At 64.9% G+C, this 23,311-nt stretch carries 21 protein-coding genes and 1 pseudogene; 7 read left to right on the top strand and 15 right to left on the bottom strand.

Annotation, left to right across the window (positions count from 1 at the left end; genetic code table 11):
• Positions 1 to 187: 187 nt before the first annotated feature.
• Positions 188 to 469, top strand: a complete 282-nt coding sequence (locus tag NBY65_RS16475) for a hypothetical protein (RefSeq protein ID WP_150042116.1) — start codon at positions 188 to 190, stop codon at positions 467 to 469.
• A 323-nt stretch (positions 470 to 792) separates the two neighbouring features.
• A complete protein-coding gene (locus NBY65_RS16470; protein ID WP_150042117.1) occupies positions 793 to 1,959 on the top strand; it encodes an acyl-CoA desaturase in 1,167 nt (388 codons plus the stop codon).
• 99 nt (positions 1,960 to 2,058) lie between these two features.
• Here the strand turns inward: NBY65_RS16470 and NBY65_RS16465 are convergent, their stop codons facing one another.
• The 8 genes and pseudogenes from NBY65_RS16465 to NBY65_RS16430 all read right to left on the bottom strand — a co-directional run.
• On the bottom strand, positions 2,059 to 2,943 hold the full coding sequence (locus NBY65_RS16465; RefSeq protein WP_150042118.1) for a DMT family transporter: 885 nt from the start codon (positions 2,941 to 2,943) through the stop codon (positions 2,059 to 2,061).
• 118 nt (positions 2,944 to 3,061) lie between these two features.
• The gene (locus NBY65_RS16460) at positions 3,062 to 3,595 is read right to left on the bottom strand and encodes an isochorismatase family protein (RefSeq protein ID WP_150042119.1); all 534 of its coding nucleotides are present in this window, start codon (positions 3,593 to 3,595) and stop codon (positions 3,062 to 3,064) included.
• 63 nt (positions 3,596 to 3,658) lie between these two features.
• Positions 3,659 to 4,555 (bottom strand): YihY/virulence factor BrkB family protein, encoded by an 897-nt coding sequence (locus NBY65_RS16455; RefSeq protein ID WP_162530645.1) that lies wholly within the window; start codon positions 4,553 to 4,555, stop codon positions 3,659 to 3,661.
• A gap of 87 nt (positions 4,556 to 4,642) precedes the next feature.
• Positions 4,643 to 4,843: a hypothetical protein gene (locus tag NBY65_RS16450; protein ID WP_150042121.1), complete on the bottom strand. Its 201-nt coding sequence runs from the start codon at positions 4,841 to 4,843 to the stop codon at positions 4,643 to 4,645.
• A 64-nt stretch (positions 4,844 to 4,907) separates the two neighbouring features.
• The gene (locus NBY65_RS16445) at positions 4,908 to 5,801 is read right to left on the bottom strand and encodes a methyltransferase domain-containing protein (RefSeq protein WP_162530646.1); all 894 of its coding nucleotides are present in this window, start codon (positions 5,799 to 5,801) and stop codon (positions 4,908 to 4,910) included.
• An 863-nt stretch (positions 5,802 to 6,664) separates the two neighbouring features.
• Positions 6,665 to 7,771: an acyltransferase family protein gene (locus tag NBY65_RS16440; protein WP_203330552.1), complete on the bottom strand. Its 1,107-nt coding sequence runs from the start codon at positions 7,769 to 7,771 to the stop codon at positions 6,665 to 6,667.
• Between the two features lie 317 nt (positions 7,772 to 8,088).
• Positions 8,089 to 9,894, bottom strand: a complete 1,806-nt coding sequence (locus NBY65_RS16435) for an O-antigen ligase family protein (RefSeq protein ID WP_162530647.1) — start codon at positions 9,892 to 9,894, stop codon at positions 8,089 to 8,091.
• Positions 9,895 to 10,037: 143 nt separating this feature from the next.
• Positions 10,038 to 10,367 (bottom strand): annotated as a pseudogene (locus NBY65_RS16430) (transposase); the annotation flags it as partial.
• Between the two features lie 963 nt (positions 10,368 to 11,330).
• On the opposite strand from NBY65_RS16430, the gene NBY65_RS16420 reads away from it, so the two are divergent.
• Complete coding sequence (locus NBY65_RS16420; protein ID WP_203330555.1) at positions 11,331 to 11,417, top strand: hypothetical protein; 87 nt, start codon at positions 11,331 to 11,333, stop codon at positions 11,415 to 11,417.
• 437 nt (positions 11,418 to 11,854) lie between these two features.
• Here NBY65_RS16420 and modC read toward each other — a convergent pair whose 3' ends face one another.
• Genes modC through NBY65_RS16400 form a run of 4 tightly spaced genes read right to left on the bottom strand, consistent with a single transcriptional unit; the run spans position 11,855 to position 15,211 of the window.
• A complete protein-coding gene (modC, locus tag NBY65_RS16415; protein ID WP_150042125.1) occupies positions 11,855 to 12,946 on the bottom strand; it encodes a molybdenum ABC transporter ATP-binding protein in 1,092 nt (363 codons plus the stop codon).
• The gene (gene modB / locus NBY65_RS16410; RefSeq protein WP_150042126.1) at positions 12,943 to 13,611 is read right to left on the bottom strand and encodes a molybdate ABC transporter permease subunit; all 669 of its coding nucleotides are present in this window, start codon (positions 13,609 to 13,611) and stop codon (positions 12,943 to 12,945) included. Before modB ends, modC begins: the two co-directional genes overlap by 4 nt.
• Before the next feature lie 30 nt (positions 13,612 to 13,641).
• Positions 13,642 to 14,382: a molybdate ABC transporter substrate-binding protein gene (modA, locus tag NBY65_RS16405; protein ID WP_150042127.1), complete on the bottom strand. Its 741-nt coding sequence runs from the start codon at positions 14,380 to 14,382 to the stop codon at positions 13,642 to 13,644.
• Between the two features lie 16 nt (positions 14,383 to 14,398).
• A complete protein-coding gene (locus tag NBY65_RS16400; RefSeq protein ID WP_150042128.1) occupies positions 14,399 to 15,211 on the bottom strand; it encodes a TOBE domain-containing protein in 813 nt (270 codons plus the stop codon).
• A gap of 363 nt (positions 15,212 to 15,574) precedes the next feature.
• Here NBY65_RS16400 and NBY65_RS16395 point away from each other — a divergent pair, with 363 nt between their 5' ends.
• The 3 genes from NBY65_RS16395 to NBY65_RS16385 all read left to right on the top strand — a co-directional run bounded on the left by NBY65_RS16395 (position 15,575) and on the right by NBY65_RS16385 (position 20,349).
• Entirely contained in the window at positions 15,575 to 17,566 is a 1,992-nt protein-coding gene (locus NBY65_RS16395) for a methyl-accepting chemotaxis protein (RefSeq protein WP_162530648.1), read from the top strand.
• 108 nt (positions 17,567 to 17,674) lie between these two features.
• Positions 17,675 to 19,714 (top strand): protein-disulfide reductase DsbD family protein, encoded by a 2,040-nt coding sequence (locus NBY65_RS16390; protein ID WP_239002867.1) that lies wholly within the window; start codon positions 17,675 to 17,677, stop codon positions 19,712 to 19,714.
• Positions 19,715 to 19,725: 11 nt separating this feature from the next.
• Complete coding sequence (locus tag NBY65_RS16385) at positions 19,726 to 20,349, top strand: redoxin domain-containing protein (RefSeq protein WP_239002868.1); 624 nt, start codon at positions 19,726 to 19,728, stop codon at positions 20,347 to 20,349.
• A gap of 194 nt (positions 20,350 to 20,543) precedes the next feature.
• Here the strand turns inward: NBY65_RS16385 and NBY65_RS16380 are convergent, their stop codons facing one another.
• The 3 genes from NBY65_RS16380 to NBY65_RS16370 form a co-directional block, all read right to left on the bottom strand.
• Entirely contained in the window at positions 20,544 to 21,269 is a 726-nt protein-coding gene (locus tag NBY65_RS16380; protein WP_150042131.1) for a class I SAM-dependent methyltransferase, read from the bottom strand.
• 351 nt (positions 21,270 to 21,620) lie between these two features.
• A complete protein-coding gene (locus NBY65_RS16375) occupies positions 21,621 to 22,028 on the bottom strand; it encodes a B12-binding domain-containing radical SAM protein (protein WP_250265685.1) in 408 nt (135 codons plus the stop codon).
• Complete coding sequence (locus NBY65_RS16370) at positions 21,961 to 22,350, bottom strand: cobalamin-dependent protein (protein WP_239002870.1); 390 nt, start codon at positions 22,348 to 22,350, stop codon at positions 21,961 to 21,963. The genes NBY65_RS16375 and NBY65_RS16370 overlap by 68 nt, the downstream gene beginning before the upstream one ends.
• Between NBY65_RS16370 and NBY65_RS16365 the strand changes: the two genes are divergently transcribed.
• Positions 22,349 to 23,296 (top strand): MarR family winged helix-turn-helix transcriptional regulator, encoded by a 948-nt coding sequence (locus tag NBY65_RS16365; protein WP_239002871.1) that lies wholly within the window; start codon positions 22,349 to 22,351, stop codon positions 23,294 to 23,296. The two genes, NBY65_RS16370 and NBY65_RS16365, sit on opposite strands and share 2 nt — an antisense overlap.
• The last annotated feature ends 15 nt before the right edge of the window (positions 23,297 to 23,311 follow it).

Raw genomic sequence — 23,311 nt, 5'->3', positions numbered from 1 at the left:
TCCGCGGCCTTCCAGGCAGCGATGGGTGGAAACTGGATCTCCCCGGAGGCGCTATTAGCAGCCAGCAACCGAAAGCCTCCCAATGCCGCATCCGAGAGCCACGCGTCACGATGCCCCCTTGCAACGGCTGCTCGCCAGTCTGCCCGACCCGGCGCACCGCGCCTATGATCGCCTGACCGAGCCCCGGATGATCTGGCTGCGCGTCCCACTTGCGCTGCTGCTGATCGTGGGTGGCTTCCTGAGCTTTCTTCCGATCCTGGGCTTTTGGATGATGCCGCTGGGCCTGCTGCTTCTGGCAGAGGACGTGCCGTTCCTGCGCCGGCCGACAATGAAGGCACTGGCCATGGTGCAGCGCTGGTGGGACCGGTATTCCCAGCGGCGGAAGGCTGCCGCCGGCGGGGCGGTCAAACCGGCGGTCACCGGCAAGCCGGATGATGCGCAGGATGCCGGCAGCCGCCTGCGGCCATGAGGCTTCGAGGCGCCTCGCGCTGCCGGCGATGCCTGCCGGCATGACATTCACGAGACCCGTCGCGTGCGGCGTTTGCGTTCGCGCGTCGCATCCCCACTTCAGTAGCTGACCTGGCGTGGCAGGGCGCCTTTTGCGCCATGATGCCGTCAGGGTCCTTGCAGCTCCGGCGCGTTGCCTTCGGGGCCAACCACATGGCGTGCCTTGCCGATCGCTCAGTGCCGGATCAGGCCCCCGGCCGGCAAGCAGGCGAACGATCCGGCCCGGGGGCGACACCGCCGCGGGCTGACGTTGCGGCACCATGCCCCTTCCAGGAAGGAATATCCATGAACCGCCGTACCGGCGACCCGTCGGACGACATCGCCTACCCCTCCGCCATTGCCTTCCTGCTGGTGCATCTTGCCTGCCTCGCCGCTTTCTGGACCGGCGTGACCGGCGTGGCGCTGCTGCTCGGCGGCGCGCTGTACCTGCTGCGGATGTTCGCGATCACCGCGGGGTATCATCGCTACTTTTCGCACCGCGCCTTCCGCACGAGCCGCGCCTTCCAGTTCGTGCTGGCGTTCCTGGCGCAGACCTCGGCCCAGAAGGGGCCTCTCTGGTGGGCGGCCCACCATCGCCGGCACCACCAATATTCCGACACCGAGCTCGACGTGCACTCGCCGGCGCAGCGTGGCTTCTTCTACGCGCATGTCGGCTGGATCTTCGTGCCCCGCAACAACCCCACCGATCATGCCGCCGTCCAGGACCTGGGGAAGTTCAAGGAACTGCTCTGGCTCGACCGGCATCCCTACCTGCCCGCCGCGCTGCTCGCGGCAACGACGTGGCTGATCGCGGGCTGGCCAGGGCTGGTGGTCGGGTTTTGCTGGAGCACGGTGGCGGTCTGGCATGCGACCTTCAGCATCAACTCGCTCGCCCACGTGTTCGGCCGTCGGCGCTATGTCACCGGCGACGATTCCCGCAACAACTGGTGGCTTGCGCTGCTGACCCTGGGCGAGGGCTGGCACAACAACCACCATGCCTGCCAGGTATCCGCCCGGCAGGGTTTCCGCTGGTGGGAATACGATCCGACCTATTATGCACTGCGGGTCCTGTCGTGGCTGCGCATCGTCTGGGACCTGCGTGCACCGCCACAGGCCCTCATGCTTGGCGAGCAGAAGCTTGGGCGGCACGTCATCGACAAGGTGGCCGGCCAGCTTGCCGCCTCGTTCCCTGTCAACCAGATCGCGTCCCAGGCATTGGAAACGTTGGCACGCGCGCCCGGCTGGACCGAGGCGAAGCTGCGGCTCGCTTCCGCCGGCATGCGGGCGGAACTCTTCTGGAACAACATCGACCTGCCCGATATTCCCACGCTCGAGGAGGTTCGCCGCTTCGCCCGCGAACGCCTCTCCCAGACACCGTCGCTCGACGAGATCGCCGTGCGCGCCCGCGAACGGCTGCTGGAACTTGTGTATTCGCGCCTGCGTGAAGCCGTCACGGTGCCGGCGGCCGGATAGGCTTGATTCCTTCGAGCAATGCGGCGGAGGCAAAGTGCAACCGGCCAGGCAAGCTGCCTCGCCCGCCGCCTGAAAAAGCCGATCCAAGAGTAAAACCGGTCAGACTCGCCGTGGTCGGGCAACGTAGATGCCGGCCATGATCAGCAAGCCGCCCATCCCCTGCACCAGCGAAATCGGCTCGCCAAGCAGGAGGAAGGCAAACAGGGCGGCGGCGACTGCCTCCAGAAAGATGACAAGCGAGGAGAAGGTCGCTGGCAGTCGTCCGAGCGCGACTGCCAGCAGGCCCTGCCCGCCGACATGGCTGAGCCAGGATATGACGAGCAGCGCCCCCAGGCCGAACAGGCTGGAGGGCAACAGGTGCCGTTCGGTCATGGCGGCGACGAACAGAACCGCCGCCGTGATCACCGAGGATTCGAATGTGACTCGCGCAGCGCCCGCGTCGCGTCGCGCGGCCTGGACGGCAAGAAAATACAGCCCGAAGAATATGCCCGTCACCACGCCGAACGCATCGCCGATCGCCCCTTCCGGGCGGAAGCGCAGGCTCTGCGCCAGCAACCCCGCCCCGCCCGCCAGACACAGCGCGAGGCCGATCAGCGTCTCCCTGCCAACTCTTGCACGGAAGAATATCCACCCGAAGACGACGACCCAGATCGGCGCCGTGGTGGCAAAGAATGTCGCATTGGCAACATTGGTGTGCAGGATGGAGGAGTGCCAGAACAGCAGGTCGCCCGCGAAAGCAAGGCCGGCCAGCACGACCGGCAAGGTGAAGCGGCGCTGGTTCGACGTTCCACGTTCCGCAATCCGCATCCACACATAAAGCGCCGGCAATGCGAGGGTGACGCGCCAGAATGCGCTCGTAAATGGTCCGACGTCGGCCCAGCGGACGAAAACGGGCGAGATTGCCATTGCCAAGGCGCCGACGACGAGCGCGACAAAAGGGGCTGCCGCGCCGCGACCGACAGCAAGCGACGCAGTCTTCGACATTTCCAGGCTCCAGAGAAATTGCTTTTTCTACGCACCCTGCCCTGGACCAGCCCGTTTTCAACGGCTGACGCTGGGCCAGATGCCGGTGCCCACATCCGCGAAGGATCGGGAGCCTGCGCTACTTGATCAGCGCCACCACCGGCCGGAAGCGCGGATGCGCGGCGCTGCGCAGCCATTCGAACGCCACCATCTCGGTGGTCACGATCTCCGCGCCGTGCGCCGCCATGCGCCGCAGCGCCGCTGCCTTGTTCGCCGGGGCGCGCGAGCCGATCGCGTCCTCCACCACGAACACTCCGCGCCCGGCGGCGCGCAGCCCCAGCACGGTCTGCAGCACGCAGACATGCGCCTCGCAGCCCGTCACCACCACGTCATGCGCCGGCGGCAGGGCGGCGAGGAAATCGGGCGCGTCACAGGCATCGAAGCTCAGCTTGGCGATGGGCGTGGCCCGATCGGTCGCCAGCTCCGCGACCGTGCCGCCCAGTTTCTCCGGGTTCTGCTCGGTGACCAGCACCGGCACGTCCAGCAGCGCCGCCGCATCGAGCAGGCGCTTCGCGTTGGCGATCGCCTCCGCGCCAAGATGGATGGCCGCCATCAACCGTGGCTGGAAATCGATGACCAGCAGCGTCGCGGCCCCGGCCCGCATGATCGGCATGAACGCTCTCCCGGTTCGTCCCTGAAGCGACGTCGCGTCTCGTTGCGCCGTCGCGCCATCCCCTCATATCCCCGGGCCGGCGCCGCCGCCACTCCCCTGCCGGCGCTCCAGCGCCGCGTTCAGTTCGGCGCCGAGCAGCGTCACCCAGGCGGAGACGTAGAACCACAGCATCAACCCGATGGTGGCGCCAAGCGGGCCATAGCGCGTCTCCAGCCCGGCCAGCCGGACCACCCAGGCGCTGAAGGCGGTGGAGGCGCCGAGCCAGGTGGTGGTCGCCAGCACGGTGCCGGGCCAGACCACCCGCCGCTCCCCGCGCCGCCGCGGCGGACCGAAGCGATACAGCACCGCGAAGGACACCGCCACGAAGGCCAGCAGCATCGCCACCGAGATCCGGTGCAGTGGCACCCCGATGCTGTGCGACAGCCCGGTTTCCTCCAGCCAGCCCGGCAGCAGCACCAGCAGGGCCAGTCCGGCCGCCCCGACCACCACCGCCACCAGCGTGATCAGCAGCCCGAGCCAATGCGGCCGCAGCCCCGGATCGGCCTCGCCGTCATAGGCCAGGGTCAGCGCCCCGAGCATGGCGCGCGTGCCGTTGGTCGCCGCCCAGGTCGTCACCAGCGCGCCCAGGCCCAGCATGTGATGCTGCGCCCACAGCAATGCGCGCGCCTCGTGCAGCACCAGCGACGCCGCCCCGGTGGGGAGGAAGTCGTGCAGCACGATCAGCAGCGGCAGCACCTGTGTCGGCCGGAACACCAGCCCCGCCAGCGCGAACAGCAGCGTCAGCGCCGGGAACAGCGAAAGCATGCCGAAGAAGGCGCAGCCTGCCGCCGCCAGCGAGCTGCGATGCGTGCGCAACCGCCGCAGCGCCTCGCCAAGCGCCGCGGTGCCCGCACGCAGGGTGCCGGGGAGCGGCCGTCGCAGCCGCGCGAAATCAACGAGCTTGCTCAGGGGGATGCGCACTCCGCAGCCGGACATCCGTGGGCGGAGTTTTCGGTTCTGTTGCAAACCCCGGAGACGGGTTGAGCATTCCCGCGCAAGAAGCCGGGTTCAGGCGGTGATCTGGAACAGCCCGGCGATGCAGGCAGCCTGGGCCTTCATGTCCCGGCTACCGATTCCGCAAACCTGTCCCTTTCTCACCATCGCCATTGCTTCGTGGCCAGCCAAGGTCCGTCGTGCCGTGCGGAAGCTCGCCATCATCGCCGTCTCCGCCCCTTCATCCTGGGCGATCACCTCGCGGCCGGATTCCACCAGAAAGATTGCAACAGAACCAGATCATCCAGGCCTTGTCAATCAAAACCGAGTGGCACACATGTCAAATTGGCTTCTGTGCAATCCAGTCGATTGCCCCAGCAACACGAGCCGAATCCGTAATGGTTTCCGTGGACCAGCGCGGCCGCTGTCGGGCCAGATTCCTAAGCTTATTGGCATTTCGGTAAAGCATATGGACACCATCTCCAACAAATGTAATGAATTTTGTTGCTTTATTGCCCATTGCAAGGACGGCACGGAATCCGGTGTAATCGCGCCCAGGCCAGATATTCCGCGACTCGAACCCTGCTTGCGTAAGATTTTCCCATACGCCGAGAGGTGTCATATGGAAATAACTGTTGTCGTGCCAGGGTTCGAGAAATGAAACGTTTCCGAGATAGTAGCCTCCTGGATTGAGCACGCGCACGACCTCCTGTGCGACCAAATATGGGCAGGCGAGGTGTTCCGTGACGGCCGAGGAATATACTAAATCAAATACTCCATCTCGAAACGGCAAGAAATGAGCATCACACAAAACGTCCGGACCACCATGAATTTTGAGGGAGTCCTGCACTCGCGACGTAGAAATATCTGTCCCGATATATTCGTATCCCTTATCTCTGATCCATTGCCGCATCTGGCCGCCTCCGCAGCCAATTTCGAGAATACGAGCCCCTGAAGGAAGTTGATCAATGATATCGATATGAGCTAAATCAAGATGGTAAGGTGATTCCGCTCCAGCGGCACCGCATCGAGATGGATACTTGAATACCTTCAAAAAATGATCGCCGGATACCGACCGGTTTGGCGTAAACTGAAAGCTAACTGTCCGATTGGCCTTTTGCGGAAATAATGAAATTGGCGTTGCCTGCTCGAACGAAATTCCGCAGGAATGGCACCTCAAAATAGATGTAAGCGGCGAGCGGCAATCGGGACATGCGAGCAGATTGAGCAACATGGATTCCATCATAGTGTCCAAGGGTTTAGTAGAATTCAGCGAAAGCGGGTTGTTGCTGCCAGGAAGATTGTCTCTGGTGAGTATGCTGGTGAGAGGCCTGCCGCCGAGGGCGGCGTGGGGCTGCGGCTGTTGTCATCGCAGAGAGGTGGGCATGGCGGCGGTGCGATCGGGTGATTTCACCCCGACCACCGACCAGCCGCTCGCACGGCGTTGCACCATCAGCATTCCACTGCGGCATTTGCGTGCATCCTCATGGATGCCCGTTCGGGACGCCAGCAGGACGGTTTGAGATCTGCCAACCACAGCCTCTCAACTCATCCCTGAACGGGCATGTTGTGGACGGTCTCCCGGCCGCAAGGCGAAAAAGCGTTCCGACGAATGGTCCAAATCACCTCGACGCACTCGCAGCGCTTGGTCCCCGTGAATTTGTCCGGTTCCCGGTCTGACCAGTTTGTCATCACGTCTCATCACCTTGCCTGGCGCCTTGCCGGACACGTTCCCGCCAAACTGCCGGAGTTTGCCACCACTCCGGGTGGAAGGCCGTCCACCACATCACCCCATAAAGCTGAGCCGCCTGAAGAACAATCAAGGAGTAATCCGATAGGCCAGAGTATTGAACGCATAAGTTCATCTACACTTGCATATCTTCCAGGGGTCTGTTGCAAGCTTTCTGGTGGAATCCAGCCGCGAGATGATCGCCCGGGATGAAGGGCGGAGACGGCGATGATGGCGAGCTTCCGCACGGCACGACGGACCTTGGCTGGCGATGAAGCAATGGCGATGGCGAGAAAGGGACAGGTTCGCGGATATCGGTAGCCGGGACATGAAAGCCCGGGCGGCCTGCATTGCCGGGCTGTTCCAGATCACCGCCTGAACCTGGCTTCTTGCGCGGGGATGCTCAACCCGTCTCCCGGGTTTGCAACAGAACCATAATCAGTTGCCCCCGGCTTTCGGGGGCGAGGCTCCATGTTCTCGGAAATTCGCTTTCCCAATCTGATACACGATCTTTCAAACCAGAAAGTCGAAAGATGCGCGAGCCCCCAGACCACCGCCACCAGCAGCGGCCGCTTTGCATAACGGACGAATGTATCGCCGGCCCCCAGCCAGGTGGCACTCAATGCACCATGAAATATATAAACTGCATATGAAATGGCGGCTATATATGAACTGATTTTATTATCAAGTATTTTGTATCGCGTTGCATGTGGACTGCACAGTGTTGAACTAATGGTGACAGCGGCCAAGTATGGCCTTAGATACTGGAAATCACCGGAAACAGGATGGCTTGAAAGCAGCAAAAGGGGAAAGGCGCATAGTGGATTTATATGCCCCAGAAGCCGCTTGATGCGTGATCCGAACGTCCCGGAAAATGCCAGCGCAACACATCCACCAGCCAGAATCTCGTCAATTCTGAACCAGGTCACGATATCAACATGGTGTCCCGTAGCAATTCGCAGACCGGTCACCACCAGGCAGAAAACAGGAATTGCATACAACGAACGTCGGCCCAGCGCCCCGATGAGCAATGCCATCCCCACATAAAACTGCATTTCGACGCACAGGCTCCACAGATGCGCGCCACCTTCGAGGAGATGTTGGGGGGGCAAATTCGCAAAGAACAACACGTTCGCAAGCCACGTCGTCAGTGGGGGCCAATGCGCGATGAGCAGCAGGACCATTACAGACCATGCAAGTGGAACAACCCGAAAAAAGCGACGCAAAAGAAAAACGCGAACTTCCATTCCTTGAAGCAGGAACCGAGTAATCAGAAAGCCAGACAGGATAAAAAACAGCGCCATTCCGGCCGTGGCGGTCATCAGATTGAGATCCCACCCACGCGGACCAAGCGGGAAGAGATGCCCTGCCACGACCATCAGAATGCTGACCGCCCGCCAGCCATCAAGCGTCGGGTAACGCTTCTCCCGATGTCCATCAGCAACTTCACTATCTGCGCGGATAGCCTGCCCCACTTTCGCCTACCCCTTACTCTGTTTTACTTAACAATGACCGAGCCGAGAGAAGGCAAATGATCGTTTTAAATCCGTCTCAAGCGTCGGCAGGTTCTCTGAAGAACGCTGCCAGCCAACGACGCGCGGGGGCGCATTCGTTCCACGCTCAGTTCGCGTGACATCGAAAGGAGCCGTAGCGCCGACTGCCCTCGTGGTCCGGTCGGAGGCCCGAGTGAAGCCCAGGAAGGTCGGGCGTCTGATGGCGGACACCGATCGGGCGCTGCAGAGGCGCCGGATGTATCCCCACACGTTTCATCGCGGGGACCAGGGGAGCCGAATCATTGTGAATCCGGCCAGTTGGCCGAGGCCGGATGGCGCGCCGCACCAGCAATGCGCGGTTGGCTCAGTCGTGCCTGATGGCGACGGCGCGCAGGAACCGCAACCTGTGCGCCTTCGCCAAAGACCCTGACGTAGCCCACGCAGAGGCCCACTGCCAGAAAATATATCCTTGGTATTATGAAAATATTGCTAACGGTTCCGATTGTAATTAAAATAGCAATGATGGCGGCGCAGAGTCCTCTTCCCAGCCGCTCGACCTGCGGGTCGTCGGCATTTCGGAATGTCCGCAGCACGCCATAGATGGATGTGGCAAAAACACCAACGAAAATTATCAGTCCTATAGCCCCATAAGGAAGAGCGACCTGAAGGTATGTATTGACCATATCTATAATCCCCTCTCCCTGCCTCATCTGCTGCAGCAGAGGGTCGTCAAGATATTTGAAATTTCCCATGAACGGGCTCTGCATGAATACTTCGAGAGAAACATCTAAAAGCTTTTCTCTGTAATCAATATTGCCAGTTTCGACGTTTCCGAGAAAAGGCAGGTAGGATATCACTGTTTCCGACCACGGGGTCAGCAGGAAGATGCCAACGACGAGACCACCCCAACCGACGAACTGGACAATCCTTTTGCCACCTCCTTTGCCGAGGAACAGCATTGCAATCACCCCCACGCCAGCACCCATCCAGGGGCCTCTCGAAAGACTCGCGGCCATCCCGGCACAAAGAACGACATAAGCGAGGGCCCGTATGCCAACTGACCGGATCGAGGGAGCGATGACGGTGAACATGCACAGCGAAAAAGCGAGTACATACCCCAGCACAATGGCATGCCCCAGAGACCCTTTTGCCCTAAGAACAGACCCCGCCTCACCTGTTCTGACCAAATATACACTGGTTTCTATCGGAATATCCCAGGGGATAATCAAGGAATTGTAGAGAAGCCATGACATTCTATTTTCAAAAATAGCGATACATGCGACGATTATCGCAGCAACTGAGATCGCGCCAGCGACCTGTTGGAACTGCCGTAGAGAAGCAATCGCGCGACTGGCAACATAATATGGAAGCCAGTAGTCAAGTAACATATATACGGCTGCACGCAGGTCGCCCGTCACCGTATCGTTGACAATTTGCACCCCCATCATCCAAAGCAGAAATGCCATCATGAGGTAATCGGTAACACTCAGAGCGGATGGCTTTCGATCTGGATTGGATGAATGCTCGGATTTGAGGGGGTCTTCGCGATAGGGCAGTCCATGACGTGCGATCCGTGGAGGGTGTTGAGCGGCCATGGATTGGACCCGGCCCACACCGAGGCCGGTGCGCGAGGGGCGGCGCAATCTCGCCGATGCAGCCGAAGGCACAAGCTGCATCGGTGCGCGCGAGTCCTTGTTTCCTTCGGCAGTCAAGGGAGACGGCGCGCCCGCGCGTCTGACGATGCACGGCAAGAGCACCACGAGAGACAACAATCTGTAATGGTCGAGAGCAATGACATGCTCGACCACCCCAAATCCCGGAACATATTTTATGAATGGCGGAACCGCGAATAATAAAAAACAATATATTACAAATATTTTTTCGCTTCGTTGTGACATTAACGCAAGACCAGCGCCAACAACGATCGCATAAATCCAAAAATTACCCGAAACAAAAGCAACAAAAGTAGTGGAAAGCCACATCAGGCACAAATTTATATATTGTCTATTTTCAAAAATTTGCTCGCATAATTGGAATTTAGCAATATAAAATACACCGATAGCAAAGAATAGAATAACCACGAGTGCTCTGTAATGTTCCGGCATCATCAACTCCGTCTGCGCCGGTGTGGCAATGCCCGATCACGTCGGGCGGGTGGAAGATTGAAATTGGCCGTACGCCGGTTCGTAAGCTGCGCCCATGCGCGAGCGGAGCTATGCTGGAATCCGGGTGACGGCTTGATCAGGCGGCGGGCGGCCATCATCACCAGTTTGCAAACCATGAGATGGGCAGTTTCCTGCGAGAGAGCGCCCTTGGTCCGCACCGTGCGCAGGCGAACGGTGGCGAACACGCTTTCAATCGGAGTGGACGTGCGCAGGTCATCCCAGTGCTCAGCCGGAAAGTCGTAGAAGGTCAGCTGCGCATCAGGGGCCTTGAGCAGGCAAGCGACGGCCTTCGCGCATTTTGCCGCATCGTTCTTGGCAAACGCATCCACGGCGTCCTCGGCTGTGGCGCGGTCGGGGGCCTGCCAGATTTCACGCAGGTCATGCTTCACCACGAGCCGAACCGATTTGGGCAGCACCGCTGTCAGCGGGTCATCCGCATCATCGGGCTGACGGAGGGCAACAAATCTGGCATCGATCGTCATGGCGTATCGCTTCTTCGGGAGGTTCTGGCAGGCTCGTCACCCGCCCCGATACGCCGCCTTACTCAGGCCGTTGTCACCCGGTTTCCCCCACAGCTCTGCGCGAGCGCGCAGATGACGCAGCCATCCTGATGAGCCAATTCTTTTATGCAGGCGTGTTTCAACGGTCTGCTGCTGCCCAGTTGCGCCGCAGGGAAGGTTTTGAAGGCGAGGCAGGCGCTGAAGATCCGCGCCAATGTGCATACGATAGATCTCACGCGACGCATGACACATCAGGATGCAGCGTGGCCGGTCGGACCGAATAGAAAGCTGTTGCGCGGTCCCATGATCCGCCATGGCGCTACGTGCCTGGTGGGACTGATCGCTGCAAGCCAATTGGGGCAGCGGCACTTCACGTAACCCCCGTTATCGGGCGCCCCAAGGATCTGGGGCGGTCGTAAAAAAGATTCCAAGGCGCCGTCATGATCCGGCCAACGAGCATTCGGCCCAACCCCATCATTCCGGGATGTTGCGCCTAAGCGTCGCATTACCTTTTCATGTCGCTGCGGAAAACGCAAAAAGCATAGGGCGTAACCCTATCGGGTTATCCCATTTCTGAAGCTTGCAGTTGGCGTTTCTCCTTCGGGTTCTGTTGCAAGCTTTCCGGTGGAATCCGTCCGCGAAATGATCGCCCAGGATGAAGGGCGGAGACGGCGATGATGGCGAGCTTCAAGGGACGGCCCTTCACGGCCGAGGTGATCCTCCGGGCGGTGCGCTGGTACCTGATGTTCCCGATCAGCGACCGCGACCTCGAACCGATGCTGGCGGATCGTGGCGTGAAGGTCGACCACACCACCACCATCGTCTGCTGGATCCAGGCTACGCGGCCGGGTTGGAGAAGTTGCCAGCCTCTACGTCGTGGATGCCTCGTTCATGCCGACGAACGGAGGTGTCAATCCAGGCCTCACGATCGCGGCGAATGCGCTGCGGGTGGTGGCGATCTGAAACAGCCCGGCGATGAAGGCAGCCTGGGCCTTCATGTCCCGGCTACGGGTTCCGTGAACCTGTCCCTTTCTCACCGTCGCCATTGCTTCGTAGCCCGCCCAGGTCCCTGGTGCCGTGCGGAAGATACAGGTAGGTGCAGTGGTGTCGTCGACCTCCACGCCGTGATCCGCCAGCGTCGGTTCGAGGTCGCGGTCGCTGATCGGGAACATCAGGACCAGCGCACCACCCGGAGGATCACCTCGGCCGTGAAGGGCCGTCCCTTGAAGCGCGCCATCATCGCCGCCTCCGCCCCTTCATCCTGGACGATCATCTCGCGGCCGGATTCCACCAGAAAGCTTGCAACAGAACCTGTCTTATCTGCCCTGGCCCCGGCGGGCTCCCCCGCCCCCCGCCGGGGCCAGGACATCGCCCGGGCCTTCCCTGGCCGGGCAAGCCGTCTACATCAGCGCCACGCCCTTCACCCGCGCGTACACCAGTTCCCCCGGCGCAAGGCCCAGCAGGTCCCAGGATTTCCGGGTCACGCGGGCCAGCACGCGATCCCCCTCCCCGGCCTCGCCCAGGGCCATCACGGCCATGATCTGCGCATGGTTCAGCTTCTCGGCGGCGACGATGCGCGCCGGCAAAACGTTCAGGATGGTGCTGCCGTCGTCGGGGTGCCGCGCCAGGCTGACATCGGAGGCGGTGATACGGATGCGCTGCGTCGTCCCCGCTTCGCCGAAGACCCCCGGCACCTGCAGCCGCCCGCCCGGCAGCGCCAGCATCGTCAGGTCGTACTCGGCGTCGAAGCCTTCGACCTGGGCCTTCAGCGTCACCCCCGCCTCCGGCAACCGCGCCACCGGCAGCTTCGGATCCGCCTGCAGCTCGGCCAGTTTCCCGGAGGCCTCGACGCGGCCGGCACGCAGCAGCACCAAGTGGTCGGCCAGCCGCTCCACCTCGGTGATGTCGTGGCTGACCAGCAGCACCGGCACCGACAAGGTATCGTGCAGCCGTTCCAGGTAGGGCAGGATCTCTTCCTTGCTGAAACGGTCAAGCGCGGCCAGGGGCTCGTCCATCAGCAGCAGGCGTGGCTGCGACAGCAACGCCCGGCCGACCGCGACACGCTGCCGCTCTCCGCCCGAGAGATGCCGCGGCGAGCGATCGAGCATCCGCCCGAGCCCCAGCAGTTCCACCACCTCGTCCAGGCGGATCGTTTCCGTCACGCCACGGCCGACGGTGCGGCGATGGCCGTACAGCAGGTTGGCCCGCACCGACAGATGCGGGAACAGGCTGGCTTCCTGGAACACGTAGCCGATCGGGCGCCGGTGCGGCGGGCGGAATTGCCGCTCGTCCTGCCAGACCTCGCCGGCCAGCGCGAACCGCCCGTCCAGCCGCTGCAGCCCGGCCACGCAGCGCAGCACGCTGGTCTTGCCGCACCCCGAGGGGCCGAACAGCGCGGTGATGCCATGCGCCGGCGCGGTGAACGCCACGTCCAGCGCGAACCGGCCAAGCATGCCGTGGAAATGCACCTGCATCGGCACGGTGGAGGTCATCGCTGCGCCGCCCCGATGCGGCGTTCCAGCAGCATCATCGCCAGGATCACGGTGAAGGAGAAGGCCAGCAGCCCGCCGGCCAGCAGGTGCGCCTCGTGCCATTGCAGCGTCTCGACATAGTCGTAGATCGCCACCGAGATCACCTTGGTGCGGCCGGGAATGTTGCCGCCGATCATCAGCACCACGCCGAACTCGCCCATGGTGTGGGCGAAGCTCAGCACCGCGCCGCTGAGGAAGCCACGTCGCGCCAGCGGCACCACCACGGTGAAGAAGGTGTCCAGCGGCGAGGCCCGCAGCGTCGCCGCCGCCTCCATCGGCCGGTCGCCGAGCGCCTCGAAGGCGGTGCGCAGCGGCTGCACCATGAAGGGCAGCGAATACAGCACTGAGCCGAACACCAGCGCCTCGAAGGTGAAGGCGAGCGTATTGGCGCCCCACAGCCGCGCCAGCGCCCCGCCCGGCCCGTCCGGGCCGAGCATGAGCAGCAAGTAGAAGCCCAGCACCGTCGGCGGCAGCACCAATGGCAGCGCCACTACACTGGCCACGGCCTCCTTCCAGGCCGCGCCGGAGCGGGCGAGCCACCAGGCGACCGGCGTGCCGACGACCAGCAGGATCGCCGTGGTCAGCGTCGCCAGTTCGATCGTCAGCAGCACCGGTTGCCAGAGCATCGCCGTGGTGCCTTCCGCGTCTGCGTGGACTTACTTCGCGGTACCGTAGCCGTAGCGGTCGATCACCTTGGCGGCTTCCGGCCCCTTGAGGAAGGCGAGAAAGGCGCGCGCCGCCTCGTTGGTGGCGCCCTTCTTCAGCAGCACCGCGTCCTGGCGGATCGGGTCGTGCAGGTTTTCCGGCACCACCCAGCGCGAGCCCTGGTCGCGGGCGATGACCTGCGAGAGCGCGACAAAGCCCAACGCGGCATTGCCGGTCTCGACGAACTGGAAGGTCTGGGAGATGTTGTTGCCCTGCACGATCTTCGGCTGCAGCGCGTCATAGACGCCCAGCTTCTGCATCGTCTGCACCGCGGCGAGGCCGTACGGCGCGAGCTTCGGGCTGGCGATGGACAGCTTGTCGAAGGCGCCGGCCTTCAGCGTCTCCTGCCCCTTCACCACGCCGGCGTCGCGGCTCCAGAGCACCAGCTTGCCGATCGCGTAGGTGAAGCGGGACTCGGGAACGGCGAAGCCTTCCTCCACCGCCTTCTTCGGCGTCTCGTCGTCGGCGGCGAGGAAGACGGTGAACGGTGCGTCCTGACGGATCTGCGTGTAGAACTGGCCGGTCGAGCCGAAGCTCAGCACCGCCTTGTGGCCGGTCTTCGCCTCGAACGCCTTGGCGATCTCCTTGGCGGGCTCGGTGAAGTTGGCGGCGACGGCGACATTGGTCTCGGCCGCCCGCGCCTGGGCGAAGGCGGCCAGCAGCAGGGCCGCGACGAGAAGGGCACGCTTCATTCCGGATTTTCCTTGGTCAGTCGACAACAAGAATGACGTGGCCGGCATCGAACAGGGCGGAGACGGGCTCGCCCGCGCGCAGCCCGAGCGCATCGGCGCTATGGCGGGTGATCACTGCGGTCAGCGTCTTGCCGCCGCCGATATCGACCTCGATCTCGGTGTTGACGCCGCCGTCCACGCGTTCCAGCACGGTGCCGTCCAGGCGGTTGCGCACCGACAGCCGCGTCGCTTCTTCCAGCCGCGCCAGCAGCACGAAGGACGACTTCACCATCGCGATCACGCTGCGCCCGGGCATCAGCCGCAGCTCATCCACGCTGTGGCGGGTGATGACGGCGGTGATGCGGCTGGAATCGGTGACCTGCAGCTCCACCTCGGCGTTCACCGGGGCACGCTGGATGCCCACCACCTTGCAGTGGAAGGCGTTGCGGGCGCTGGTCTTCATGGCGAAACTCCAGAGCGGCGGATCTTCCAGCGCCCCGGTGCCCTCGCGCGCGAGGCCGGCGGAGATTTCCGACAGGCGTTCCTCCAGGCGGTGGAACGCCGCGATCAGGCGGTGGCCCTCTTCGGTCAGCACCGCCCCGCCGCCGCCGCGCCCGCCGGATTGTGCCTGCAGCGCCGGACGCGGTAATAGGTTATTGACCGCGTTGAGCCCATCCCATACGGCTTTGTAACTATAACCCAACGCCTTCGCCGCCGCGGTGATGCTGCCATGCGCGGCGACGGCTTCCAGCATGGCGATGCGCTCGCGCCCAACCGGGAGCTGGCCTTCGCCGCGCAGATACAGGATCGCCTCGGCCCGCGGGGGCGAGGAAGAATCAGAGGCCGTCATATAGTCATCCTATATGACGCTTCGCGGCCCTGGCAACGCCGTGATCTTCCGGAATGAATCACCCGCGGACGGCGCCCTGCCGCCATGTGCAAGAAACGAGACAGGCAATGTCGGCCCGGCCTGAAACAGGCGGGCTTGCTACATTCATGCCAGGCGGTAGCGAAAAATCAGGCCATGCAGCCAAATAAAAATTTCATGGCAAACCAATTTAAAATACATCAGGCACCGGAATTTAATTAATTACCTTATCGCACATGACTTCAATGGAAGAACTTCCAGTTGCATAATGTGATGCACTTTCCATATGAACTACAAAGCGCCCCTTCTTCATTCGCTGCCCAGGCTCGGTTCCGGAAGTCCAGAATGTCGTCACTGTTTGTCAACCTGAGGATTGTCTCGCGGCTGATGATTGGCTTCGGGGTACTGATTGTCTTCGTCGCCGGCACGAGCGGCGTTGCCATCAGATCCTCTTCCCAAAGCCACTTTCTGGTCGGTGAAGTGGAACGCTTCAACGAGCAGGTGATCCTGAACCAGAACGCGCGGATCGCGATGCTGGAAGGCCGGCTGGCGGTCTGGAAGGGGCTTGCCACCAACGACCCGGACGACTGGATCGCCGCCGAGAAGAATTTCAGGCAGGCACAGGACAAATACCGGGCGCTCGCGGACTCGACCAGGGATCCGGGGCGCCGCTCCGACGTACAGGCGCTGAATGCGCAGGTCGCCCGATACGTCGATGAATTGCGCCTGCTGCGAAATATCGGCGGGCGGAACGAGATGCTGGAAACGCCGGGCGGCCAGAAGGACATCGAGGCGGCCAACGCGATCGGCAGAACCATCACCGAATTGTCCGACCCGCTCTCCGAACGCTATCATAAGGCGGCGGAGCAGGCCGAGATCCAGGCTGCCGACACGCTCGACTCCGCCATGACCATCGCCCTGGTGATCGGCGTCGCCGCCGTTGTCATTGGCATCGCGCTCGCGATCTTCGTGGCGCGTGGCATCACCCGTCCGATCACCGGCCTGACCGCGGCCATGAAGGCGCTCGCGGGGAAGGATCTGACCACCCGCATCCCCGCCACCGGCCAGCGCGACGAAGTGGGCGAGATGGCGCGCGCCGTGCAGGTGTTCAAGGAAAGCATGATCCGCACCGCCGAACTGGTCGCCGCCCAGGAAGCGGAACGTGGCACCAAGGAACGCCGGCAGGCGGCGATCGACCGCCACACCCAGGAATTCGGCACCGCGATCTCGGGCGTGATGGCGGCATTGGCCGGCTCGGGCGAGAACATGCGCAAGGCTGCCGTGAAAATGACCGAGGCCAGCCGCAGCGTGAACGAAGAGGCCTGCAGTACCGCCGAAGGGGCCCGGCAAACCGCGCAGCAACTGACCTCCGTGGCCGCCGCGATCGAGGAACTGACCAGCAGCGTCGCCGAGATCTCGCGCCAAGTCACCAGCGCGTCCCAGGTGGCGCGCGAGGCGGTGAAGCGGGCGGATGCCAGCCAGGCGACGATGCGCGGGCTGTCGGAGGCCACGACCCGGATCGGCGACGTGGTGCGGCTGATCAGCGACATCGCCGGACAGACCAACCTGCTGGCGCTGAACGCGACGATCGAGGCGGCGCGTGCCGGCGAGGCCGGGCGCGGCTTCGCCGTGGTCGCCGGCGAGGTGAAGAAGCTCGCGGCCCAGACCTCCCGCGCCACGGCCGAGATCGGCAGCCAGATCGAGGCCGTCAGCAACGCCGCCGGCAACTCGGTGACGGCGATGACGGACATCACCCAGGTGATCGGCCGGCTGGACGAGATCTCGTCGCATATCGCCGCCGCGGTGGAAGAGCAGAGCGCCACGACGCGCGAGATCGCCGGCAACCTGCAGATCGTCTCGGCCGCGGGGGTCCAGGCATCGGCGGCGATGCAGACGATGGTGGAGGTGTCGCAGGAGGCCGGGGCGATCAGCCGGCAGGTGCTGGACGCCGCCGGGGAGATCGGCACCGAAGCCGCCCGGCTGGGCACCGAGGTCGACCAGTTCCTGGCCGCGGTGCGCGACGACACCGGCGAGCGCCGGCGCTATGAGCGCATCCCCGGCAACGGCGCCACGGGCACACTGATGGTGAACGGACGCTCCGCCGCGCTGCCGGTGATCGACATCTCACGCGGCGGCGTCGCCTTGCAGTGCGACTGGCAGTTCCCGGCCGGCACCGAGGCCAGCGTCACCTTCCCCGCCGCGGGCGGGCCGGTCGGCGGGCGCGTGGTGCGGGGCGACGGCAGGAAACTTGCCTTGGTGTTCCGTCCGGACAACGAGACGCAGGCACGGATCGACCAGATCCTGGCCGCGATCGGCCGGACGCGGCAGGCCGCCTGAAGCGCCGCCCCGGGCGGGCCCGGGGCACCCGCCTTCCTGACGCATCGGTAAGTTGGCGCCGTGCAGCCGTCCCGTGCACGGTGGCCCGGTCGCGCGGGAGATCCTGTGGTGCATCGCTCCGTCTGGCTGGCACTTGTCCTGTTGCTGCTGCCCGTCGTGGCCCGGGCCGTCGAAAGCGCGCCGGCCACGAGCCCGCATGCGATCGTCACGCTGTCTGCGGAAACCGACAGCTATCGCCCGGGCGAGCCGTTCCGCCTCGGCCTGCGCTTCCGCCTCGCGCCGGGCTGGCATGTCTACTGGCGCAACCCGGGCGATGCCGGCAGCCCGCCGGAGATCGCCTGGACCCTGCCGCAGGGCGCCACCGCCGGAGAGATCGCCTGGCCCGCGCCGGGGCGTGAAACCTTCGGTCAGGTCACCAGCTACGTCTACAGCCAGGAGGTGGTGCTGCCGGTCCGCATCACCCCGCCCCCCGGCGACGCGCCGCTGGAGATCGCCGCCGCAGCGAACTGGCTGGTGTGCGAGAAGATCTGCGTGCCGGAGGAAGGGCAGTTCCGCCTGACCCTGCCGCCCGGCCCGGCCGAACCGACGCCCGAGGCGGCCCTGTTCGCCGCCGCCGACCGCCGCCTGCCGCAGCCCAGCCCCTTCCCGGCCAGCCTCGCGCCGGACGGGCAGTTGCACGTCTCCGGCCAGGGCCTCTCGGCGACCACCGTGCAGGATGCCTGGTTCTTCCCCGATGCCTGGGGCGGCATCGACCAGAATGCGCCGCAGACGCTGCAGATCGGGACCGAGGGGCTGACCCTGCGCCTGATGCCGGGCCCGCAATTCGGCCCAGACCGGCCGCTCAGCGGCGTGCTGGCGCTGCGGGATCCGCAGGGCAACGAAAGCTTCCTGACCCTGAGCGCCACCCCCCTGGCCGCCTCTCCCCCCGGCGTGGGCGCCGTCGAGGCGCTGCTGCTGGCATTGGCGGGCGGGCTGGTGCTCAATCTGATGCCCTGCGTCTTCCCCGTGCTGGCGATGAAGGCGCTGGCGATCGCCCGGCTCTCCGGCCATGCCCGCCGCACGGTGCGCGCGCAGGCGCTCGGCTATACGGCCGGGGCGGTGCTCGCCTTCCTCGCTTTGGGCGCCGCACTGCTCGGGCTGCGCGCGGCCGGCACGGCGATCGGCTGGGGATTCCAGTTCCAGTCGCCGCTGTTCGTGGCGGTGCTGGCCTGGCTGCTGTTCGCGATGGGGCTCAATCTCTCCGGCGTCTACGCCATCGGCGGCCGCTTCGCCGGCGCCGGCCAGGATCTTGCCGGACGCGGCGACCTGCTCGGCAGCGTCGCCACCGGCGCCCTCGCCGTGGTGGTCGCGACCCCCTGCACCGCGCCGTTCATGGGCAGCGCCATGGCTGCGGCCACGGTGGCACCGGCCCCGCTCGCCCTCGGCGTTTTCGCGGCCCTGGGGCTGGGCCTCGCGCTGCCATACGCGCTGCTCGCCGCGGTGCCGCGCCTCGCCGGCCTGCTGCCCCGGCCGGGCGCCTGGATGGAGGTGCTGCGCCAGGCACTCGCCTTCCCGCTCTACGGCGCCGCCATCTGGTTGCTCTGGGTGGCGAGCCGGCAGAGCGGGCCGGACGGCGTGGTGCTGGTGGCGGGCGGCATGGGGCTGCTCGGCCTCGCCGCCTGGGCGCTCGGGCTGGCGCAGCGCACCGCCGGCCGGGGCCGGCGCGCCGCCCAGGGAATCGCGCTGGCCGCCGCCCTCGCCGCCTGCGCCCTGCTGCCGTCCCTGACCGCCAGCGCCGGCCCCGCCCCGGGCTCCGCCGACGGCAGCGAGCCCTTCTCCCCGGCCAGGCTTGCCGAATTGCGGGCGGCGGGGCGGCCGGTCTTCGTCGACATGACCGCCGCGTGGTGCGTGACCTGCCTGGTGAACGAAAAAGTCGCGCTGGCGCCACGCGAGGTCCGCGACGCCTTCGCCGCGCACGACGTCGCCTATCTCAAGGGCGACTGGACGCGCCAGGATCCGGAGATCACCGCCTTCCTGCGCGCTGCCGGCCGCGACGGCGTGCCGCTCTATGTCTATTATCCGCCGCGGGGCGAGCCGGTCGTGCTGCCGCAGATCCTCACGCCGGCGCTCGTGCTCGCCCAGGTGCAGTCGCAGTCATCGCAAAACTGACGGAGGCTTCCATGATGCTGACCCGCCGGTCCGGCCTCGCTTTTCTCCCCGCACTGGCCCTGCCATTGCTGGCCCGGCCCGCGCTTGCGGCACCACGGATCGGCGCGGCCGCACCGGATTTCACCGCAACCGACAGCAACGGGCGAACCGTGAGCCTCGCCGCGCTGCGCGGGAAAGTGGTCGTGCTGGAATGGACCAATGACGGCTGCCCCTTCGTCGCGAAATGGTACCGCGCCGGCGCCATGCAGCAATTGCAACGGGACGCCACCGCGCGCGGGGCAGTGTGGCTGTCGGTGATCTCCTCCGCCCCCGGCGAACAAGGCTATGCCGACGGCACCCGCGCCAACGACCTCACCCGCAGCCGCAACGCCGCGCCCACCCACGTGCTGCTCGATCCCACCGGCACGCTCGGACATCTCTACGGCGCCGAAACCACGCCGCACGTCTTCGTCATCACCCCGACCGGCACGCTTGCCTACATGGGCGGCGCCGATAGCATCGCATCCACACGGGTCGAGGATCTGACCCGCGCCGAGCCCTACGCCCGCGAGGCCATCACGGCCGTACTGGACAACCGGCCGGTGGCGCGGACGGTGACGCGGCCTTATGGCTGCACGGTGAAATACGCGAGCTGAGGCAGGAAGAAAGGCAAGGGCTCCGCCCTTGACCCGGCAGGGGCCACAAGGCCCCTGCACCCCGCGACGCGCTGCGCGGCACAGAAAATCGGGTTCCAAGGGCGCAGCCCTTGGTGGAGGTCCAGGAGGCGAAGCCTCCTGGTGGGATCGGGCCGCGAAGCGGACCGATGGGCAACGCCCCGTCAACCTTGCCGTCAGGCTAACGGCTTTTCCCATTCCATGATGTGGAAGTAAGGCACCCGCCGATAACGCTCGGCATGTTGCGGATCACCACCATGCGGCTCGGGCTCGGCGAAGTACCGCAACAGCATTCCGGCTTCCAGCAACAGCCCCATATAGGTGCCGAGCGGACGATGCCAGTTGCGGATGCTGATGCCGCGCCAGCTCAGCCAGACGGCACGCTCCTGCAGGTAATGATCGATGCAGAAACGGGCTTCATCATTGCCGTCACGGATCCAGCCACCCGGCATGCCGGCGGTGTTGAAGCTGGTGAGATTGGCGATCAGCAACGTGCCGCCCGGCCGCAGCACCGCGACCATCCGCCTCAGCGCCGTGGCGAGATCGGGAATGTCGATCAACGTCAGGTAGCTGACGACAAGATCAAATTCCCCATCCGCCACGTCGAGCGTCTCCGCCCGGCCGAGCCGGTAATCGCCCCCGGCATCGAGCTGCCGGGCCCGCCACAACAGCGGCTCGGTCGGATCGATGCCGACGGTACGCAGACCCTCGCTTTGCATCATGCGGCAGAAACGGCCTTCGCCGCAGCCGACATCCAGCGCGGTGACGAAGCCACGGCCGCGGATCCGTGCGAGCATCGGCGCATCGAGCACGTAGCGGCGGCCGTAATCCCCGCCGGGGCTTTGCTCCTCGATCCAGGCCGCGGCGGATTCGTTCCATCCATCGGAGGCATCTTGTCTCATGCAGCGGGGCTCCTGCACAGGTTACCGTCCCATCGTGCCCCGAACGCGACGGACGCGTCCACTCCGCTTCAGCGCGTCGGTCCGGCCGGAACATTCTCCTGCATCTGCTGGTCGCCCCCGCCACACAACCGGATTTCGGCCGCCGCGGCCTTGCCGCGACGCGTCGAAGTCGAAATGCACCTTCTTCCTCGATTGCGGCCCCCAGTAGCTGACGCGGCCGAGATCGTAGAACTTGCCGCCTGGCGCGGTCGCGGATCCAGAGATAGTCCAGCAGCGACTTGCGCAGGTAGAAACGACGGTAGTTGTGCATCACCCGATCGGGCAGCTCGGCGCGATCCATCGCGTCCGGCTTCATGGGTAGGTCTGTTCCAGCGTCTCGGGGGTTTCGTTCTCCAGCCCGACGATGAACTGCGCCTCGGCGACGATGCCGTTCTTGCGCAGCAGCCCGGTCGCCTTCCTGTTCTGCGCGATGGTGGTTTCCTTGTTGAACAGGTCGAGCTTGAGCTGCGCCGCCGCCTCGGTGCCGAGCGAGACATGGATCAACCCGGCGCGGCGGTAGAACGGCAGCAGCGCCTCATCGCGCAGGATGTCGGTGACGCGGGTATTGATCCCCCACAACACGGGCAGGTTGCGCTTTTCCATCTCCTCGCAGAATTCGATGAACTTCTTACGGTGGATGGTAGGCTCCTCGTCAGTAAGGATGAAGAACCCGACGCCGTGATCGCGCACCACCGCATCGATCCAGGGGGCCTCGGTCAAGACCTGCTGGTACATGAAGGTGCCAGTGGATGCCGCCGAGCACCGCCACGCAGTCCGGATCAAGCTCCTTGGCAAGCCTGAGCACCCCCTCGGCCTTGTAGATCACCGGCGTGATCGCGGTGGCGCCGACGATGTCGGGCTTCAGCGCGATCAGTCGGGCCCGCACCTGCTCGTCGCTGAGATGGTTGGTCATGGCGTCGATGAACACGACGTCGGTGTAGCCGGCGTTCTTCAGGTAGCCGGTCAGGTACGCCGCCCAGGCCTGCTTTACAGCGGCGCCGCCAGTTGGTTGTATGTTGCAACTGATTCGTGAGGCCACCATGGCGACGGACGTTTCCCCGGCTGTGATCGACCCGATCCGGGCGGCCTCGCGCCGGCTGGTGCGCGAGCTGGGCTTCATGCGCGGCACGCTGGCCGGCACGGAGCTGCCACCCTCGGCGGTGCATGCGCTGCTGGAGATCGAGGCGCGCGCGACGATGACGGCCGGTGATCTCGCGCAAAGCCTGGCGCTGGAGAAATCCAGCGTCAGCCGCATGCTGCGCAAGCTGGTCCTCGCGGGCCTTGTCCGCGAGGCGCCCGGCGTGCCGGACGGGCGGACCAAGGCGCTGACCCTGACCCACAAGGGCCAGGCCGTGGCGGCGGGGATCCATGACTTCGCCCGCCGGCAGGTGGCGACGGCGCTGCGGCGGCTGTCCGTCCCGCAGCAACGCAGCGTGCTGGATGGGCTGCGGCTCTATGCGGACGCGCTCGGGGACGGCAACGGCACCTGCGACATGCCGCCGGTCCGGATCGAGACGGGATATTCCCCGGGCGCGCTGGCGCGCTGCGTGGAGCTGCATGCCCTGACCTACGCGCGGATCGCCGGGTTCGGCCGCGCCTTCGAGGCGACGGTGGCCGGTGGGCTGGCGGCATTCGCCGGGCGGCTGGACCGGCCCTGCAACCAGCTATGGCGGGCGATGCAGGCCGGGCGGGTGCTCGGCACCATCGCCATCGACGGTGAGGACCTGGGACCCGGCATCGCGCATCTGCGCTGGTTCATTGTCGAGGACGGGATCCGCGGCGGCGGGCTCGGCCGCCGGCTGCTGGCCGAAGCGCTGGCATTCTGCGACCAGCAGGATTTTCCCGAGACACAGCTGTGGACGTTCCGCGGCCTGGACGCGGCCCGGCATCTCTACGAAAGCCACGGCTTCGTGCTGGCCGAGGAGCGTCCGGGCCGGCAATGGGGCGAGGAGGTGCTGGAACAGCGCTTCGTGCGCCAGCGGGCCTGAACTGCCCCCGGCGCC

The organism is Rhodovastum atsumiense (assembly GCF_937425535.1).
Taxonomy (GTDB): Bacteria; Pseudomonadota; Alphaproteobacteria; order Acetobacterales; family Acetobacteraceae; genus Rhodovastum; species Rhodovastum atsumiense.
This window is presented reverse-complemented; position numbering and strand designations above follow the sequence as displayed.

Coding starts and splice junctions, on each gene's coding strand:
- NBY65_RS16475 (WP_150042116.1), top strand. CDS start 188: ATGATCTGGCTGCGCGTCCCACTTGCGCTGCTGCTGATCGTGGGTGGC.
- NBY65_RS16470 (WP_150042117.1), top strand. CDS start 793: ATGAACCGCCGTACCGGCGACCCGTCGGACGACATCGCCTACCCCTCC.
- NBY65_RS16465 (WP_150042118.1), bottom strand. CDS start 2,943: ATGTCGAAGACTGCGTCGCTTGCTGTCGGTCGCGGCGCGGCAGCCCCT.
- NBY65_RS16460 (WP_150042119.1), bottom strand. CDS start 3,595: ATGCCGATCATGCGGGCCGGGGCCGCGACGCTGCTGGTCATCGATTTC.
- NBY65_RS16445 (WP_162530646.1), bottom strand. CDS start 5,801: ATGTTGCTCAATCTGCTCGCATGTCCCGATTGCCGCTCGCCGCTTACA.
- NBY65_RS16435 (WP_162530647.1), bottom strand. CDS start 9,894: ATGCCGGAACATTACAGAGCACTCGTGGTTATTCTATTCTTTGCTATC.
- modC (WP_150042125.1), bottom strand. CDS start 12,946: ATGACCTCCACCGTGCCGATGCAGGTGCATTTCCACGGCATGCTTGGC.
- modB (WP_150042126.1), bottom strand. CDS start 13,611: ATGCTCTGGCAACCGGTGCTGCTGACGATCGAACTGGCGACGCTGACC.
- modA (WP_150042127.1), bottom strand. CDS start 14,382: ATGAAGCGTGCCCTTCTCGTCGCGGCCCTGCTGCTGGCCGCCTTCGCC.
- NBY65_RS16400 (WP_150042128.1), bottom strand. CDS start 15,211: ATGACGGCCTCTGATTCTTCCTCGCCCCCGCGGGCCGAGGCGATCCTG.
- NBY65_RS16395 (WP_162530648.1), top strand. CDS start 15,575: ATGTCGTCACTGTTTGTCAACCTGAGGATTGTCTCGCGGCTGATGATT.
- NBY65_RS16385 (WP_239002868.1), top strand. CDS start 19,726: ATGATGCTGACCCGCCGGTCCGGCCTCGCTTTTCTCCCCGCACTGGCC.
- NBY65_RS16380 (WP_150042131.1), bottom strand. CDS start 21,269: ATGAGACAAGATGCCTCCGATGGATGGAACGAATCCGCCGCGGCCTGG.
- NBY65_RS16365 (WP_239002871.1), top strand. CDS start 22,349: ATGGCGACGGACGTTTCCCCGGCTGTGATCGACCCGATCCGGGCGGCC.
- NBY65_RS16370 (WP_239002870.1), bottom strand. CDS start 22,350: ATGGTGGCCTCACGAATCAGTTGCAACATACAACCAACTGGCGGCGCC.